Source organism: Sphingomonas sp. GV3 (assembly GCF_031082075.1).
Lineage (GTDB): Bacteria > Pseudomonadota > Alphaproteobacteria > Sphingomonadales > Sphingomonadaceae > Sphingomonas > Sphingomonas beigongshangi.
Genome location: NZ_JARWLE010000001.1, coordinates 3,147,267 through 3,160,369, shown reverse-complemented (window position 1 = coordinate 3,160,369; position 13,103 = coordinate 3,147,267). Strand labels below are relative to the sequence as shown.

General features: G+C 66.4%; 9 protein-coding genes. 3 read left to right on the top strand and 6 right to left on the bottom strand.

Going from position 1 to position 13,103, the window contains the following annotated elements; translation table 11 throughout:
- Window positions 1-120: 120 nt before the first annotated feature.
- The 6 genes from RF701_RS14900 to rpiA all read right to left on the bottom strand — a co-directional run bounded on the left by RF701_RS14900 (window position 121) and on the right by rpiA (window position 6,751).
- Entirely contained in the window at window positions 121-867 is a 747-nt protein-coding gene (locus RF701_RS14900; protein ID WP_308815421.1) for an HAD-IIB family hydrolase, read from the bottom strand.
- Window positions 864-1,679, bottom strand: a complete 816-nt coding sequence (locus RF701_RS14895; RefSeq protein WP_308815420.1) for a Cof-type HAD-IIB family hydrolase — start codon at window positions 1,677-1,679, stop codon at window positions 864-866. The genes RF701_RS14900 and RF701_RS14895 overlap by 4 nt, the downstream gene beginning before the upstream one ends.
- A 10-nt stretch (window positions 1,680-1,689) precedes the next feature.
- Complete coding sequence (gene gnd, locus RF701_RS14890; protein ID WP_308815419.1) at window positions 1,690-2,721, bottom strand: phosphogluconate dehydrogenase (NAD(+)-dependent, decarboxylating); 1,032 nt, start codon at window positions 2,719-2,721, stop codon at window positions 1,690-1,692.
- A 30-nt stretch (window positions 2,722-2,751) separates the two neighbouring features.
- On the bottom strand, window positions 2,752-3,876 hold the full coding sequence (gene tal, locus RF701_RS14885) for a transaldolase (RefSeq protein WP_308815418.1): 1,125 nt from the start codon (window positions 3,874-3,876) through the stop codon (window positions 2,752-2,754).
- Complete coding sequence (tkt, locus tag RF701_RS14880) at window positions 3,876-5,969, bottom strand: transketolase (RefSeq protein WP_374758657.1); 2,094 nt, start codon at window positions 5,967-5,969, stop codon at window positions 3,876-3,878. The genes tal and tkt overlap by 1 nt, the downstream gene beginning before the upstream one ends.
- 86 nt (window positions 5,970-6,055) lie before the next feature.
- A complete protein-coding gene (gene rpiA / locus RF701_RS14875) occupies window positions 6,056-6,751 on the bottom strand; it encodes a ribose-5-phosphate isomerase RpiA (protein ID WP_210357793.1) in 696 nt (231 codons plus the stop codon).
- A 182-nt stretch (window positions 6,752-6,933) separates the two neighbouring features.
- On the opposite strand from rpiA, the gene RF701_RS14870 reads away from it, so the two are divergent.
- The 3 genes from RF701_RS14870 to RF701_RS14860 are packed head-to-tail and all read left to right on the top strand — an operon-like array spanning window position 6,934 to window position 13,077.
- Entirely contained in the window at window positions 6,934-8,184 is a 1,251-nt protein-coding gene (locus tag RF701_RS14870; RefSeq protein WP_246847962.1) for an efflux RND transporter periplasmic adaptor subunit, read from the top strand.
- 4 nt (window positions 8,185-8,188) lie between these two features.
- Window positions 8,189-11,461: a multidrug efflux RND transporter permease subunit gene (locus RF701_RS14865; protein ID WP_308815416.1), complete on the top strand. Its 3,273-nt coding sequence runs from the start codon at window positions 8,189-8,191 to the stop codon at window positions 11,459-11,461.
- Window positions 11,458-13,077, top strand: a complete 1,620-nt coding sequence (locus RF701_RS14860; RefSeq protein WP_308815415.1) for an efflux transporter outer membrane subunit — start codon at window positions 11,458-11,460, stop codon at window positions 13,075-13,077. The genes RF701_RS14865 and RF701_RS14860 overlap by 4 nt, the downstream gene beginning before the upstream one ends.
- The last annotated feature ends 26 nt before the right edge of the window (window positions 13,078-13,103 follow it).

Below are 13,103 nucleotides of genomic sequence, written 5' to 3'. Positions count from 1 at the left end.
GGGTCCGTCACCGGGATTTTCACTGCGGGGGAAATCCCGGCGACGCCGACCCGTCATACCCACCCCCCGGCAAAAGCCGGGACGGTATCGAGGCGGTGATATTCGACCGAACGACCGCGCTTACTTCTGGCAGGCGACGATCGCGGCGATGACCGACAGCGTCTCCTCCGGATCGCGCACCTTGACCGTGTCGAGGCCGAGCTCCTTGGCAGGATAGTCGTTGCCGCCCGGAAAGATCGCGTCGCCGATGAACATCATCTTGTCGAGCTGGATACCGCTCGCGTCGCGCAGCTTCTTGAGCCCATAGGCCTTGTCGACGCCCTCGCGGGTGATGTCGATCGACGTCGCCCCGCCCATGTTGATCGACAGGCCGGGCAGCCGCTTCTTGAGATCGGCCTGGATGACCTTGCGCTTCTCGAACTTGGGATCCCAATGTTCCTTCGCGTCGATCGGCGCCTGCTGGCCAAGCGCGGAAAAGGTGATCTGGCTGCCGCGATCCTCGATCCGCTCGCCCCAGGTCTTCTCTGGTACGAAGCCGGTCGCCTCGAGCGATTCGTCGAACGCCTTCAGGATCTTCGCCTTGGTCTCATCGTCGAACAATTCGGCATATACGGGCGACCATGTGTCGTCGCGATAGGTATACAGCTTTGTACCCGTCGTCGGCATCAGCCACAGCTTCGTACGGTCGGCGCGGGCCGGCAGGCGGCTTGCCACCTGCTTGTCGAATTGCGGCCAGTCGCCGCCGGAAATCACCGCGACATGCGCGACACCGAGCAGGTCGGCGAGCGCCTCCCCCATCGGTTCCTGCAACGGCTGCTTGCTTTCGGCCAGGGTTCCATCGAGGTCGAACGCAACCAACTCTTTCATGCGGAAACTCCAATTCGGGGGAAGATCAGGGTGTCGATCGCGTGGGCGACGCCATCGGCGTCGTTGGCGAGGGTAACGTCATCGGCCTTTGCCTTCACCGCGTCGGGTGCATTGCCCATGGCGATCGCAAATCCGGCGATGTCGAGCATCGGGACGTCGTTGAACTGGTCGCCGATCGCCACCACCGCGTCGAGCGGCACGTCGAACGCGCGCGCCAGCGCACGCGCGCCATCGCCCTTGTTGCCAGCGAGCGCGGTGACGTCGAGATAATAGACCTGGCTCTGCACGATGGTCGCCCGCGCCGCATGCGGCGCGCATCGTTCGGCCAGTCCCTTCAGCAGCGCATGATCGTCGCTGACGAAGGTGACCTTGTCGGTTCGGTCCAGATAGGGGGAGAAATCGTCGGTGACGATCGGGTTCTGGTTCGAGGCCAGCCGCTCGTGCTCGACGTGCACGCCCTCGTCCCGCGACGCATACCAGCGGTCGTCGGCGAACAGCCAGATATCGACGGCTTCCTCCCTCGCCAGATCGAGCACACCGCGCACCACGTCGGGGTCGACGACGTGATGCTCCTCGACCGTTCCGTTGCGGCGGAAGATGATGCCGCCGTTGAAGGCCGCCATCGGCGCATCGATCCCCAACGTCTCGGCGATCGGCATGATACCCGACCGTGGGCGGGCGCTGATCACGGAAAAGCCGACCTTTGCATGCTCGAGCCGCAGCACCGCATCCGCAGTTGCCGCCGTCAATTGCTTCGACTTGTCGACCAGCGTGCCGTCGATATCGGAGATGACCAAACGGATCGGGTTCATCGCCGGCCGATCATTGCGGGATTTCGACATGGCCGCCGAAACCGAAGCGCATCGCCGACAGCACCTGATCGCCGAACGTATGCTCGACGCGGCTGCGATAGCGCGCGAACAGCGAGGCGGTCAGCACGTTGGCCGGGACCTTTTCTTCCATCGCGGCATCGATCGTCCACTGACCCTCGCCGGAATCGGCCACGCTGCCGCTGAATTGTTCCAGCTTTCCGTCCTTCGCGAGCGCGATGGCGGTGAGGTCGAGGAGCCAGGACGAAATGACGCTGCCGCGCCGCCAGACTTCGGCGATGTCGGTCAGGTTGAGGTCGAAGCGCTCGTCCTCTGGCAGCTTCTCGCTGCTCTTCCCCTTCAGGATGTCGAAGCCCTCGGCATAGGCCTGCATGAGGCCATACTCGATCCCGTTATGGACCATCTTGACGAAATGGCCGGCGCCGGCCGGACCGGCGTGGATGTAGCCCTTTTCCGCGCGGGGATCGTCGCCCTCCCGTCCGGGGGTCCGGGGAATGGTGCCGTAGCCGGGGGCAAGCGCTTCGAAGATCGGATCGAGCATCGTCACCGTGTCCGCGTCGCCGCCGATCATCATGCAATAGCCGCGTTCCAGCCCCCAGACTCCGCCCGACGTACCGACATCGACGTAATGGACGCCCTTTTCGCGCAGCGCCTTGGCCCGGCGGATGTCGTCCTTGTAGAAGCTGTTGCCGCCGTCGATGATCACGTCGCCGTCGCGTGCGCCCTCGGCGATCGCCTGGATCGTATCCTCGGTCGGACCACCCGCGGGCAGCATGACCCACCAGATCGCCGGTGTGTCCAGTTTGTCGCGCATGTCGTCGAGCGAGTTCGCCGCGATCGCGCCATCCACGGCGAGCTTGTCGACCGCGTCCTTGGCACGGTCGAAGGCGACCACCTCATGCCCAGCCTTCATCAGGCGCCGCGCGATATTGCCGCCCATGCGGCCGAGTCCGACCAAACCGATCTTCATGTTTGCCATGTCCCGTGGGGAAGATGATGCAGCGTCAAACTCCGCCGCGGGCAATGTGTTGCGCCGCGGCGGAAGGAAGATGCGTCAGGCGGCGGCGGGCTGCTTTGCCGCGATCGAGCCCAGCAGGTCGTCGAACGCCTTGGCGAAGGACGCGACGCCTTCTTCGACCAGGCGGTCGGTGACACCGCCGAGATCGAGCCCGAGCCGCTCCGCCTCGTTCAGCACGTGCCGTGCATCGGCGACATCGGCGGTCAGCGTCTCGGCGACCGTGCCATGATCGCGGAACGCGTCCATCGTGGCAGGCGGCATCGTGTTGACCGTATCGCGCCCGATCAGCGTGTCGACGTAGAGCGTGTCGGGATAGGCCTTGTCCTTCGTGCCCGTCGACGCCCAGAGCAGGCGTTGCGGCTGTGCGCCCTTGGCGGCGAGCGCCTGCCAGCGGTCCGACTTCTCGAAGTCGAGGAACCACTGATAGGCGAGCTTCGCATTGGCGATCGCGACCTTGCCGCGAACGGCCTTCAATGCCTCCGCTTCGGGGTCGTTCTCGCCGATGCGCCGGTCGATCTCCTTGTCGATCGCCGAATCGATGCGGCTGACGAAGAAGCTGGCGACGCTGGCGATGCGGTCGATCGGCTGACCCTGGCGCACGCGTTCCTCGAGACCCGTGGCATAAGCCTCGGCGACGCGGATGTAGGCGTCCTTCGAAAAGAGCAAGGTGACGTTGACGTTGATGCCCTTGGCGATCGTCGCGCTTATCGCCGGCGCGCCCGCGAGCGTGCCGGGGATCTTGATCATCAGGTTCGGCCGATCGACGGCGTGCCACAGCTTCTCGGCCTCCGCGATCGTCGCATCCGTGTCATCGGCGATATAGGGCGACACTTCCAGGCTGACGTAGCCGTCCTTGGCATCGAGCCGATCATAAACCGGCTTCAGCGTCTCGGCCGCGGCCTTGATGTCCTGGATCGCGAGCGCCTCGTAGCGGTCGATCGTCGCGGCACCGGGATGGGCCTTGTCGAATTCGGCGAGCGTCGCGTCATAGGCGTCGCCGTGGCCCATCGCCTTTTCGAAGATCGACGGGTTGGACGTGACGCCGGTCAAGCCATCCTCATCGACCAGCTTCTTGAGGCCGCCGGCTTCCAGGAACTTGCGGTCGACGAAGTCCAGCCATACCGCCGTGCCTGCCTGGCTGAGATCCTTGAGCGTGCTCATCACTTCGTCTCCAGCATTTCCTTGGCCACCTTGACGACATTGTCGACGGTGAAGCCGTATTTGTCCTGCAGCTTGGATATGGGGGCGGAGGCGCCGAACGTCGACATGGTGATCTGGCGCCCTTCATAGCCGACATAGCGGTCCCAGCCGATCGGACCGGCCTGCTCGACCGCCAGACGCGCCTTCACCGCCTTCGGCAGCACGCTTTCCTTATATTCCTCCGATTGCAGCTCGTAGCGATACCAGCTCGGCATCGACACGACGCGGCTGTTGACGCCCTCCGCCTTCAGCTTCTCGTGCGCCTGGACCACGAGCGACAGCTCGCTGCCCGTCGCGAGCAGGATGACGTCGGGCGTGCCGTCGCTATCGGCGAGCACATAACCACCCTTCAGCACGCCGTCCGCCGGCGCGTATTTCTCGCGGTCCAGCGTCGGCAGCGCCTGCCGCGAGAAGATCAGCGCGGTCGGCCGGCTGGCATCCTCCAGCGCCGCGCGCCAGGCATAGGCGACTTCGTTGGCATCGCCGGGACGGATCGTGTCGAGGCCGGGGATCGCGCGCAGCGAGGCGAGATGCTCGATCGGCTGGTGCGTCGGTCCGTCCTCGCCCACGCCGATCGAATCGTGCGTGAACACCCAGATGCTCGCCAGCTCCATGATCGCCGACAGCCGGATCGGCGGGCGCATATAGTCAGCGAAGACAAGGAAGGTGGAGCCATAGGCACGCAGGTGCGACAGCGACATGCCGTTGACCACCGCGCCCATGCCATGCTCGCGCACGCCGAAATGGAAGTTCTGGCCGCCATAGTTCGACGCCTCGAAACTGTCCTTACCCTTGATGTCGGTCTTGGTCGACGGCGCCAGATCGGCCGAGCCGCCGATCAGCCACGGCACCTTGCCGGCCAGCGCGTTGAGCACCTTGCCGCCCGAATCGCGGCTGGCGAGGCCCTTTTCGTCGGTCGGGAAGACGGGGACGTCGGCGTCCCAGCCCTCGGGGAGCTCGTCCTTGAGCATCTGGTCGAGCTCGGCCGCCAACTCGGGATGCTCGTCGCGATAGCGGTCGAACATCGCCACCCAGGCGTCGCGCAACGCGCCGCCGCGATCCTTCAGCGCGCCTTGGAAATGCTCCGCCACGCCCTCGGGGACGTAGAAGTCCTTGTCTTCCGGCCAGCCATAGGCTCGCTTGGTCGCCTTGACATTGTCCGCGCCGAGCGGCTCCCCATGCGCCTTCTCGCTGCCGGCCTTGGGGCTGCCCCAGCCGATCACCGAATGGACGACGATGAAGGTCGGCTTGTCGTCGGTCGCCTTGAACGTCTCGATCGCTTTGGTGAAGGTCGCTGTGTCGTTCGCATCGTCGACATGGATGACGTTCCAACCATAGGCCTCGAACCGCTTGCCCACGTCCTCGTCGAACGCGAGGTCGGTGCCGCCCTCGATCGAGATGTGGTTGCTGTCGTAGATCCAGCACAGATTCGACAGTTTCAGGTGTCCCGCCAGGCTCGCCGCCTCGGCCGAAACACCCTCCATCATGTCCCCGTCGCCGCACAGCGCATAGACGTCGTGGTCGAACAGCGCGAAGCCCTGCTTGTTGTAGCGCGCGGCCAGCCATCGCTCGGCGATCGCCATGCCGACCGAATTACCCGCTCCCGCGCCCAGCGGGCCGGTGGTCGTCTCGACGCCGGTGGTGTGGCGATATTCGGGGTGTCCGGGCGTCCTGGAGGACAGCTGCCGGAAACCCTTCAGGTCGTCGAGCGTCAGCGCCGTACGGCCCGTCTTGTTACCCTCGCCATCTATCTCCTCGATCCCGGCAAGGTAGATCAGGCTGTAGAGCAGCATCGAGGCATGACCGACCGACAGCACGAACCGATCGCGGTTAGGCCAGTCGGGGTGCGCCGGGTCGTAGCGCAGGAACTTCGCCCACAAGGTGTAGCCGACAGGCGCCAGCGCCATCGGCGTACCCGGGTGGCCGGAATTCGCCTTCTGCACGGCATCCATCGATAGCGTGCGGATCGTGTCGATCGTCAGGCGCTCGATCGATCCGTCCTCGCGAAGGGATGGGTCCTGCGCACCCGCGCCGGAGGTCTGGGGGTCGGACATGGTATCGGACATGGGAAAAGGGGCCTCGCTCTTGTCGCGGTTCGAACGCGGCGCGCCCGATCCGGTTGCCTGTCTCGACGAGCGCCTTAGCCGCCGCCGCTGTCCCGTTCCAGCCGCGAAACGACACCTTGGTCCGCAATATAGGCGGCATCGACTTCGTCGAGGAACAGGCCGTGCCCCAGCGCACCCGGGATCGCCGCGAGCTCGGCCGCGCGTCCGCGCGGGTCGGACAGGTCCAGCCGACAGTCTGCGATCAGATTGCCATTGTCGGTCACGTAGGGCGAGTCGCCGGCCATGCGCAGCACCGCCGCCTCGCCGAGACGGGCGAGTACGGACGCCCGCGCGAAGGGCAGTATCTCGACCGGCACGCGAGCATGGGCACCGATCGCATCGACCCGCTTGCTGGCATCGGCGATCACCACCATCCGTGCGGACGCCGCAGCGACGGCCTTTTCACGCAGCATCGCGCCTCCGGCTCCCTTGATGGCGAACAGTCGGGCGTCGATCTCGTCCGCACCGTCGATAGTGAGGTCGACCCGCGGTACGTCGGCGAAATCGAGCAACGGGATACCTAGGTCGCGTGAAAGCGCCTCGCTCGCGCGCGAGGTCACCACCGCGCGGATACGCAATCCTTCCGCGACCCGCGCCCCGATGAGCCGGATCGCGTGGGTCGCGGTCGACCCCGTGCCCAGGCCGATGAGCATGCCGTCGCACACCTCGGCGACCGCCGCCGCGGCCGCTGCGCGCTTGTCGGCATCGCCGTTGTCCTGCGCCCCGATCATCCGATTCATGGCAGCCGTCTTTCCCCATTGCGACATTTTGCGACATTATAAACGCCGCGCGCGGGTTGCTTTTCCCTGCGGTTGTTCGTCATTGCACGGCGCCAATGCAACCGTTCGCCGCACCTGCGCATTACCGCGCGGTCGCGGCTGCGCGAGCCGAGATTCGAGCAGGTACACGAGCCTTGAACACAGCATCGATTCGCGGACGCCGTCTTTCGTCCGCCACCGCCCTTGCCCTTGCCACCGCGCTTGCGCTGTCGGCCTGCGGCGGCGGCGAAGGGTCGCAGGCCAAGGGTCGCGGCGCCGGTGGCGCCGGCCAAGGCCCGGCCACCGTCGGCTATGTCGTGGTCCAGCCTTCCGATGCGGCCATGGTGACCGAACTGGCCGGCCGGACCAGCGCCTACGAAAGCTCCGACGTGCGGCCGCAGGTCAACGGCATCATTCGCCGGCGATTCTTCACCGAGGGGACGATCGTCCGAAAGGGGCAGCCGCTCTACGAGATCGATCCGCGCCTGTATCGCGCGTCGGTCAACCAGGCGGCCGCCAACGTACAGAGCGCACAGGCCAATGCCGAAGCGACACGCATCCAGGCGGAACGCTATCGCCCGCTGGCGCAGATCGAAGCGGTCTCGAAGCAGGAATATACCAATGCCGTCGCGTCGGCGCGGCAGGCAGCGGCCTCCGTCGCGCAGAATCGCGCCGCGCTAGAAACCGCCCGCGTCAACCTGAGCTTCACCACCGTACCGGCGCCGATCACCGGACGCATCGGACGATCGCTCTACACCGTCGGCGCGCTGGTCTCCGCCAGCCAGACCGATCCGCTGGCGCAGATCCAGCGGCTGGACCCGATGTTCGTCGACATCCAGCAATCCGCCGCCGATCTGCTGAGCCTGCGTCGCAGCCTGTCGTCGGGCGGAGTCATTCCCGCATCCGCGCAGGTGCGGCTGCTGCTGGAAGACGGCAGCGACTATGGCCAGACCGGGACGGTCGAATTCGCGGAGACGATGGTCGACACGCAGACGGGCACCGTCACGCTGCGCGCCCGTTTCCCCAACCCGCAGGGCCTGCTGTTGCCCGGCATGTTCGTACGTGCGCGTTTCGCGCAGGCGATCAACACCCGCGCATTCCTGGTGCCGCAACAGGCGGTGTCGCGCGATCCGAAGGGCAATGCGACGCTGTTCGTCGTTGGCCCGAACAACAAGGCGGTGCAGCGGACCGTCACCGCCGAGCGGACGCAGGGCACGAACTGGGTCGTGACCAAGGGGCTCAACGCCGGCGACAAGGTCATCACACAGGGTCTCGCCAATGTGAAGCCCAACCAGGCGCTGAAGCCGGTACCGGCCAATTCGCCGCAGACGGTAAAGCCCCCCTCCCCCGAGGAAATGAAACAGGCGCAGGAAAAGGGCGGCGCGGCCGGCAAGGGCGGACGCTGAACCGATGATCAGTCGCATCTTCATCGATCGCCCCATCTTCGCATGGGTGCTGGCGATCATCACCATGCTGGCGGGCATCGGCGCGATCCTGTCGCTGCCGATCGCGCAATATCCCGACGTCGCGCCGCCGCAGGTGTCGATCCGCGCCACCTTCCCCGGCGCGTCCGCACAGACGCTGCAGAATTCGGTCACCCAGGTCATCGAGCAGCAGCTGACCGGCATCGACGGCCTTCTCTATTTCCAGTCCTCCTCGTCCAGCCGCGGATCGGTGACGATCACCGCCACCTTCTCGAAGGGGACCAATCCCGACATCGCGCAGGTGCAGGTGCAGAACCAGGTGCAGCAGGGCGTGTCGCGCCTGCCGCAGCAGGTGCAGCAGCAAGGCCTGGTCGTGCGCAAGTCCAACCCGGACTTCCTGTTGATCGCCGGCGTCTATGACGAGACGGACCGGATGACCAACCAGGACGTCGCGGACTATCTGGTCTCCAATCTCCAGGATCCGCTCGGCCGAATCCAGGGCGTGGGCGACACCAACGTGTTCGGATCGCAATATGCGATGCGCATCTGGCTCAATCCCGCCCGCCTCGCATCCTATCAGCTGATGCCGTCGGACATCGTCACCGCGATCCAGAACCAGAATACGGAAGTCGCCGCCGGCGAGATCGGCGGCACGCCGATGCCGACGACCCAGATGCTGAACGCGACCGTGACCGCGCAGTCGCGCCTGCAGACGCCCGAGCAGTTCCGCCAGATCATCGTCAAGACGCTGAACAACGGAGCGACGGTACGCCTGTCCGACGTCGCGCGCATCGAACTGGGCGCGGAGAGCTATGCCGCGGTCAGCCGCATCAACCGCCACCCGGGCGCGGGCATCGCTGTGCTGCTCTCGCCTGGCGCCGACGCGCTGAAGACGGCCGAGCTCGTGAAGGCGGAGGTCAATCGCGTCGCCAAGACCTTCCCGGCCGGCCTCAAGGTCGCCTACGCCAACGACACCACCGCCTTCATCAAATTGTCGATCGAAGAGGTTGTGAAGACGCTGGTCGAGGCGATCATCCTCGTCGTCATCGTCATGTTCGTCTTCCTGCAGAGCTGGCGCGCGACGCTGGTGCCGACGATTGCCGTACCGGTCGTGCTGCTCGGCACATTCGCCGTCTTCTACGTCGCCGGCTTCACCATCAACACGCTAACGTTGTTCGGCCTCGTTCTCGCCATCGGCCTGCTCGTCGACGACGCCATCGTCGTCGTCGAGAACGTCGAGCGTCTGATGGAGGAAAATCCCGACATGTCGCCGCGCGAGGCGACGATCGAATCGATGAGCGAGATCAGCATCGCGCTCATCGCCATCGCGCTCGTCCTGTCGGCAGTGTTCCTGCCGATGGCCTTCTTCGGCGGGTCGACGGGCGTCATCTACCGCCAGTTCTCGATCACCATCGTCGCGGCGATGGTCCTCTCGGTGCTCGTCGCGCTGATTCTGTCGCCCGCACTCACCGCGACCCTGCTGAAGCAGAAGAACCAGGAGAACAACGCCTGGCTCGAGCGCAAGCTGCCGCGGGTCGCGCATGCACTGGAACGCGCCAAGCACGGCTTCAACGACCGGTTCGATCGCGGCGTCGCGCGCTATACGGCCGGCGTGCAGCATGTCGTCGATCGCAAGTGGCTGTTCCTGCTCATCTATGCGGGCATCGTCGCGCTGCTGGCGGTGCTGTTCCTGCGGCTGCCGACCGGCTTTCTGCCGACGGAAGACCAGGGCGCGGCCCTCGTCCAGTTCCGCCTTCCCGCCGGCGCGACGCAGGGTCGCACGCTGGAGGTGCAGCAGCAGGTCGAGAAATATTTCGCCGAGAACGAAGGCAAGAACACGTCGGTCATCTTCACCGTGGCCGGCGGCGGCGGTGGCGGCACCAGCGGCCAGAACACGGGTCAGGGCTTCCTCAACCTAACCGACTGGGCGGACCGCAAGGGCAAGGAAAACACCGCCGATGCCATCACGGCGCGTGCCTCCGCCGCCTTCCGCGGTCTGCGCGACGCGCAGGTGTTCGCGCTAGTCCCGCCGGCGGTGCGCGGTCTCGGCCAGTCCGACGGCTTCACCATGGAGCTGCAGAACATCAGCGGCATGAGCCAGGAGAAGTTCGAGGCGGTCCGCGACCAGCTGCTGGCCGCTGCCAATGCCGACCCGACGCTGCGCTCGGTCCGCCTGACCGAATTGCCCGACATCGCGACGCTCCAGGTCAACATGGACAACCAGAAGCTGGCCGCGCTCGGCCTGACGCAGAGCCAGGCCAATTCGACCCTGTCCACCGCTTGGGGCGGCCAATATGTCAACGACTTCATCGATCGTGGCCGCGTCAAGCGCGTCTATGTGCAGGGCGACGCCCCGTACCGGGCGCAGCCCGACGACCTGAAGCAATGGTTCGTGCGCGGCTCGAACGGCCAGATGGCGCCCTTCTCGTCCTTCTCGCAGATCGGCTGGGGACAGGCGCCGACGACGCTGTCGCGCTTCAACGGCATTCCGTCCTACGAATTCCAGGGCTCGGCGGCCGCCGGCAAGAGTTCGGGTGACGCCATGGCGCGAATGGCGGAACTGGCGGCGAAGATCCCCGGCGTATCCGTCGCCTGGGCCGGCCTGTCGTATCAGGAGCGGCTCTCGTCGGGGCAGGCGCCCCTGCTCTACGGCCTGTCGATCCTGGTCGTCTTCCTGTGCCTTGCGGCTCTGTACGAAAGCTGGTCGATCCCCTTCGCCGTGCTGCTCGTCATCCCGCTGGGCCTGATCGGCGCGATCGCCTTCGTGACGCTGCGCGGGCTGACGAACGACGTCTACCTCCAGATCGGCCTGCTGACGACGATGGGCCTTGCGGCGAAGAACGCGATCCTGATGATCGAGTTCGCCGAACAGGCGGAGCGAAAGGGCGCACGCGTCATCGACGCCGCGCTCGAAGCGGCCAAGATTCGTCTGCGCCCGATCCTGATGACCAGCTTCGCCTTCATCTTCGGCGTGCTGCCGCTCGCCATCTCGACCGGCGCCGGCGCGAACAGCCGTATCGCGATCGGCACCGCGGTGATCGGCGGCATGCTGACCGCGACGGTGCTCGCGATCTTCTACATCCCGCTGTTCTTCGTCCTCGTCCGTCGCGGTGTGCGTGACGGGCTGGCGAAGCTGCGCGGCAAGCCCACCGGGCATCACGGTGGTCACGGCGGCGGCCATGACGGCGACGGCGGCACGCCGCCCGCTCCGCCGATGCCGCCCGCCACGACACCGCCCCACGCACCGGAGCCTGCATGATGCGCCGCCTCGTCCTGACCCTCGCCCTGGCCGCAACGAGCCTGGCGGGCTGCTCGATGGAGCCGAAGTACGTCCGCTCGGAGTTGCCCGTGCCGGCCTCCTGGCCGGTCGGCAATGCCTATCTGCGCCAATCGGAAGCGACGCTGCCCGCGATCTCCTATCGCGATGTCTTCAAGGACGAACGGCTCCAGCGTCTGATCGACCAGGCCCTCGCAAACAACCGCGATCTGCGCACCGCGGCGGCCAATATCGCCGCGGCGCGCGCGCAATATCGTATACAGCGCGCGAACATCCTGCCGACGATCAGCGCCAATGGCCGCTACACCTATTCGGACGGCGGTCGCGGCGCGAGCACCATCGCGACCGGCGGCAACACCGGCAATGGCACCGGGACAGGAACCGGCGGCACCGGCACCGGAACGGGAACCGGGACCGGAACGGGGACCGGAACCGATGTCGGCACAGGCACCGGCGCCGGTTCGGGCAACGGGACCGGCGCTGGCACCGTCACGACCAGCAGCTCGGGCAGCAGCTTCTCGGCGAACATCGGCACGACCGCTTTCGAGATCGACCTCTTCGGCCGGCTGCGGTCACTGTCGCGTGCCGCGCTCGACCGCTATTTCGCGACCGAAGCCGCGGCGCGCGCGACGCGGCTGACGCTGGTCGGCGACCTTGCCACCGCGTGGCTCGACTATGCGTCCGACCGCAGCCTGCTCAAGATCGCGCAGGATACCGCGACCAGCGCGCAGAAGAGCGTGCAATTGACCCAGGCGCGGCTGCAGGGCGGTGTCAGCGCCCGCACCGACCTGACGCAGGCGCAGCAGATCCTCGAAACCGCCAACGCCGACCTGGCGCTGCAGCGGACATTGGTCGCTCAGGACGTGAACGCGATCCAGCTGCTCGTCGGCGCCCCGGTCGACCCTGCCCTGTTGCCGGCGTCGATCGAGGAGGCGCGCCCGACGATCGCCTCCCTGCCAGCCGGTCTTGACAGCTCGATCCTGCTGCGCCGGCCCGACGTGGTGCAGGCGGAATATCAGCTGCGCGCCTATAATGCGCAGATCGGCGCGGCGCGCGCGGCGCTCTTCCCGCGCCTGTCGCTGACCGGCGTGCTCGGCTTCGCCAGCAACGCCTTGTCCTCGCTCTTCTCGAGCGGCGCGTTCAATTATTCGATCGCACCCAGCGTCAGCTATTCGATCTTCCAGGGCGGGGCCGCGCGCGCCAATGTCCGCTATACCGAGGCGCAGCGCGACGCGGCGCTCGCCACGTACGAAAAGGCGATCCAGACGGCGTTCCAGGAGACGGCGGATGCCCTCGCCCGGCAGGGCACGATCGCCGACCAGCTGCGCGCCAACACCAACTTCCAGACCGCCGCGGCGACGACGCTGCGGCTGACCAACGCGCGCTACCAGGGCGGGATCGATACCTTCCTGTCCAGCCTGGACGCGCAGCGGTCCTACTATTCGGCGCAGCGCACGCTCGTGGCGACGCAGCTGACCGACGCGACCAACCGCGTGACGCTGTACCGCGTCATCGGCGGCGATTCTTCGCTGGAGGCGACCGCCGACGGCCCGAAGCCGGTCAGTCCGAGCGGCACGCCGCGACCGGACGGCCAATAATCGGAACGGGGAGGGATCGCCCTCCC

What these genes read in the sequence shown, in the direction of transcription:
- RF701_RS14900 (WP_308815421.1), bottom strand. Translation starts at nt 867, where the DNA reads ATGAAAGAGTTGGTTGCGTTCGACCTCGATGGAACCCTGGCCGAAAGC.
- rpiA (WP_210357793.1), bottom strand. Translation starts at nt 6,751, where the DNA reads ATGATCGGGGCGCAGGACAACGGCGATGCCGACAAGCGCGCAGCGGCC.
- tkt (WP_374758657.1), bottom strand. Translation starts at nt 5,969, where the DNA reads ATGTCCGACCCCCAGACCTCCGGCGCGGGTGCGCAGGACCCATCCCTT.
- RF701_RS14860 (WP_308815415.1), top strand. Translation starts at nt 11,458, where the DNA reads ATGATGCGCCGCCTCGTCCTGACCCTCGCCCTGGCCGCAACGAGCCTG.
- RF701_RS14865 (WP_308815416.1), top strand. Translation starts at nt 8,189, where the DNA reads ATGATCAGTCGCATCTTCATCGATCGCCCCATCTTCGCATGGGTGCTG.
- tal (WP_308815418.1), bottom strand. Translation starts at nt 3,876, where the DNA reads ATGAGCACGCTCAAGGATCTCAGCCAGGCAGGCACGGCGGTATGGCTG.
- RF701_RS14895 (WP_308815420.1), bottom strand. Translation starts at nt 1,679, where the DNA reads ATGAACCCGATCCGTTTGGTCATCTCCGATATCGACGGCACGCTGGTC.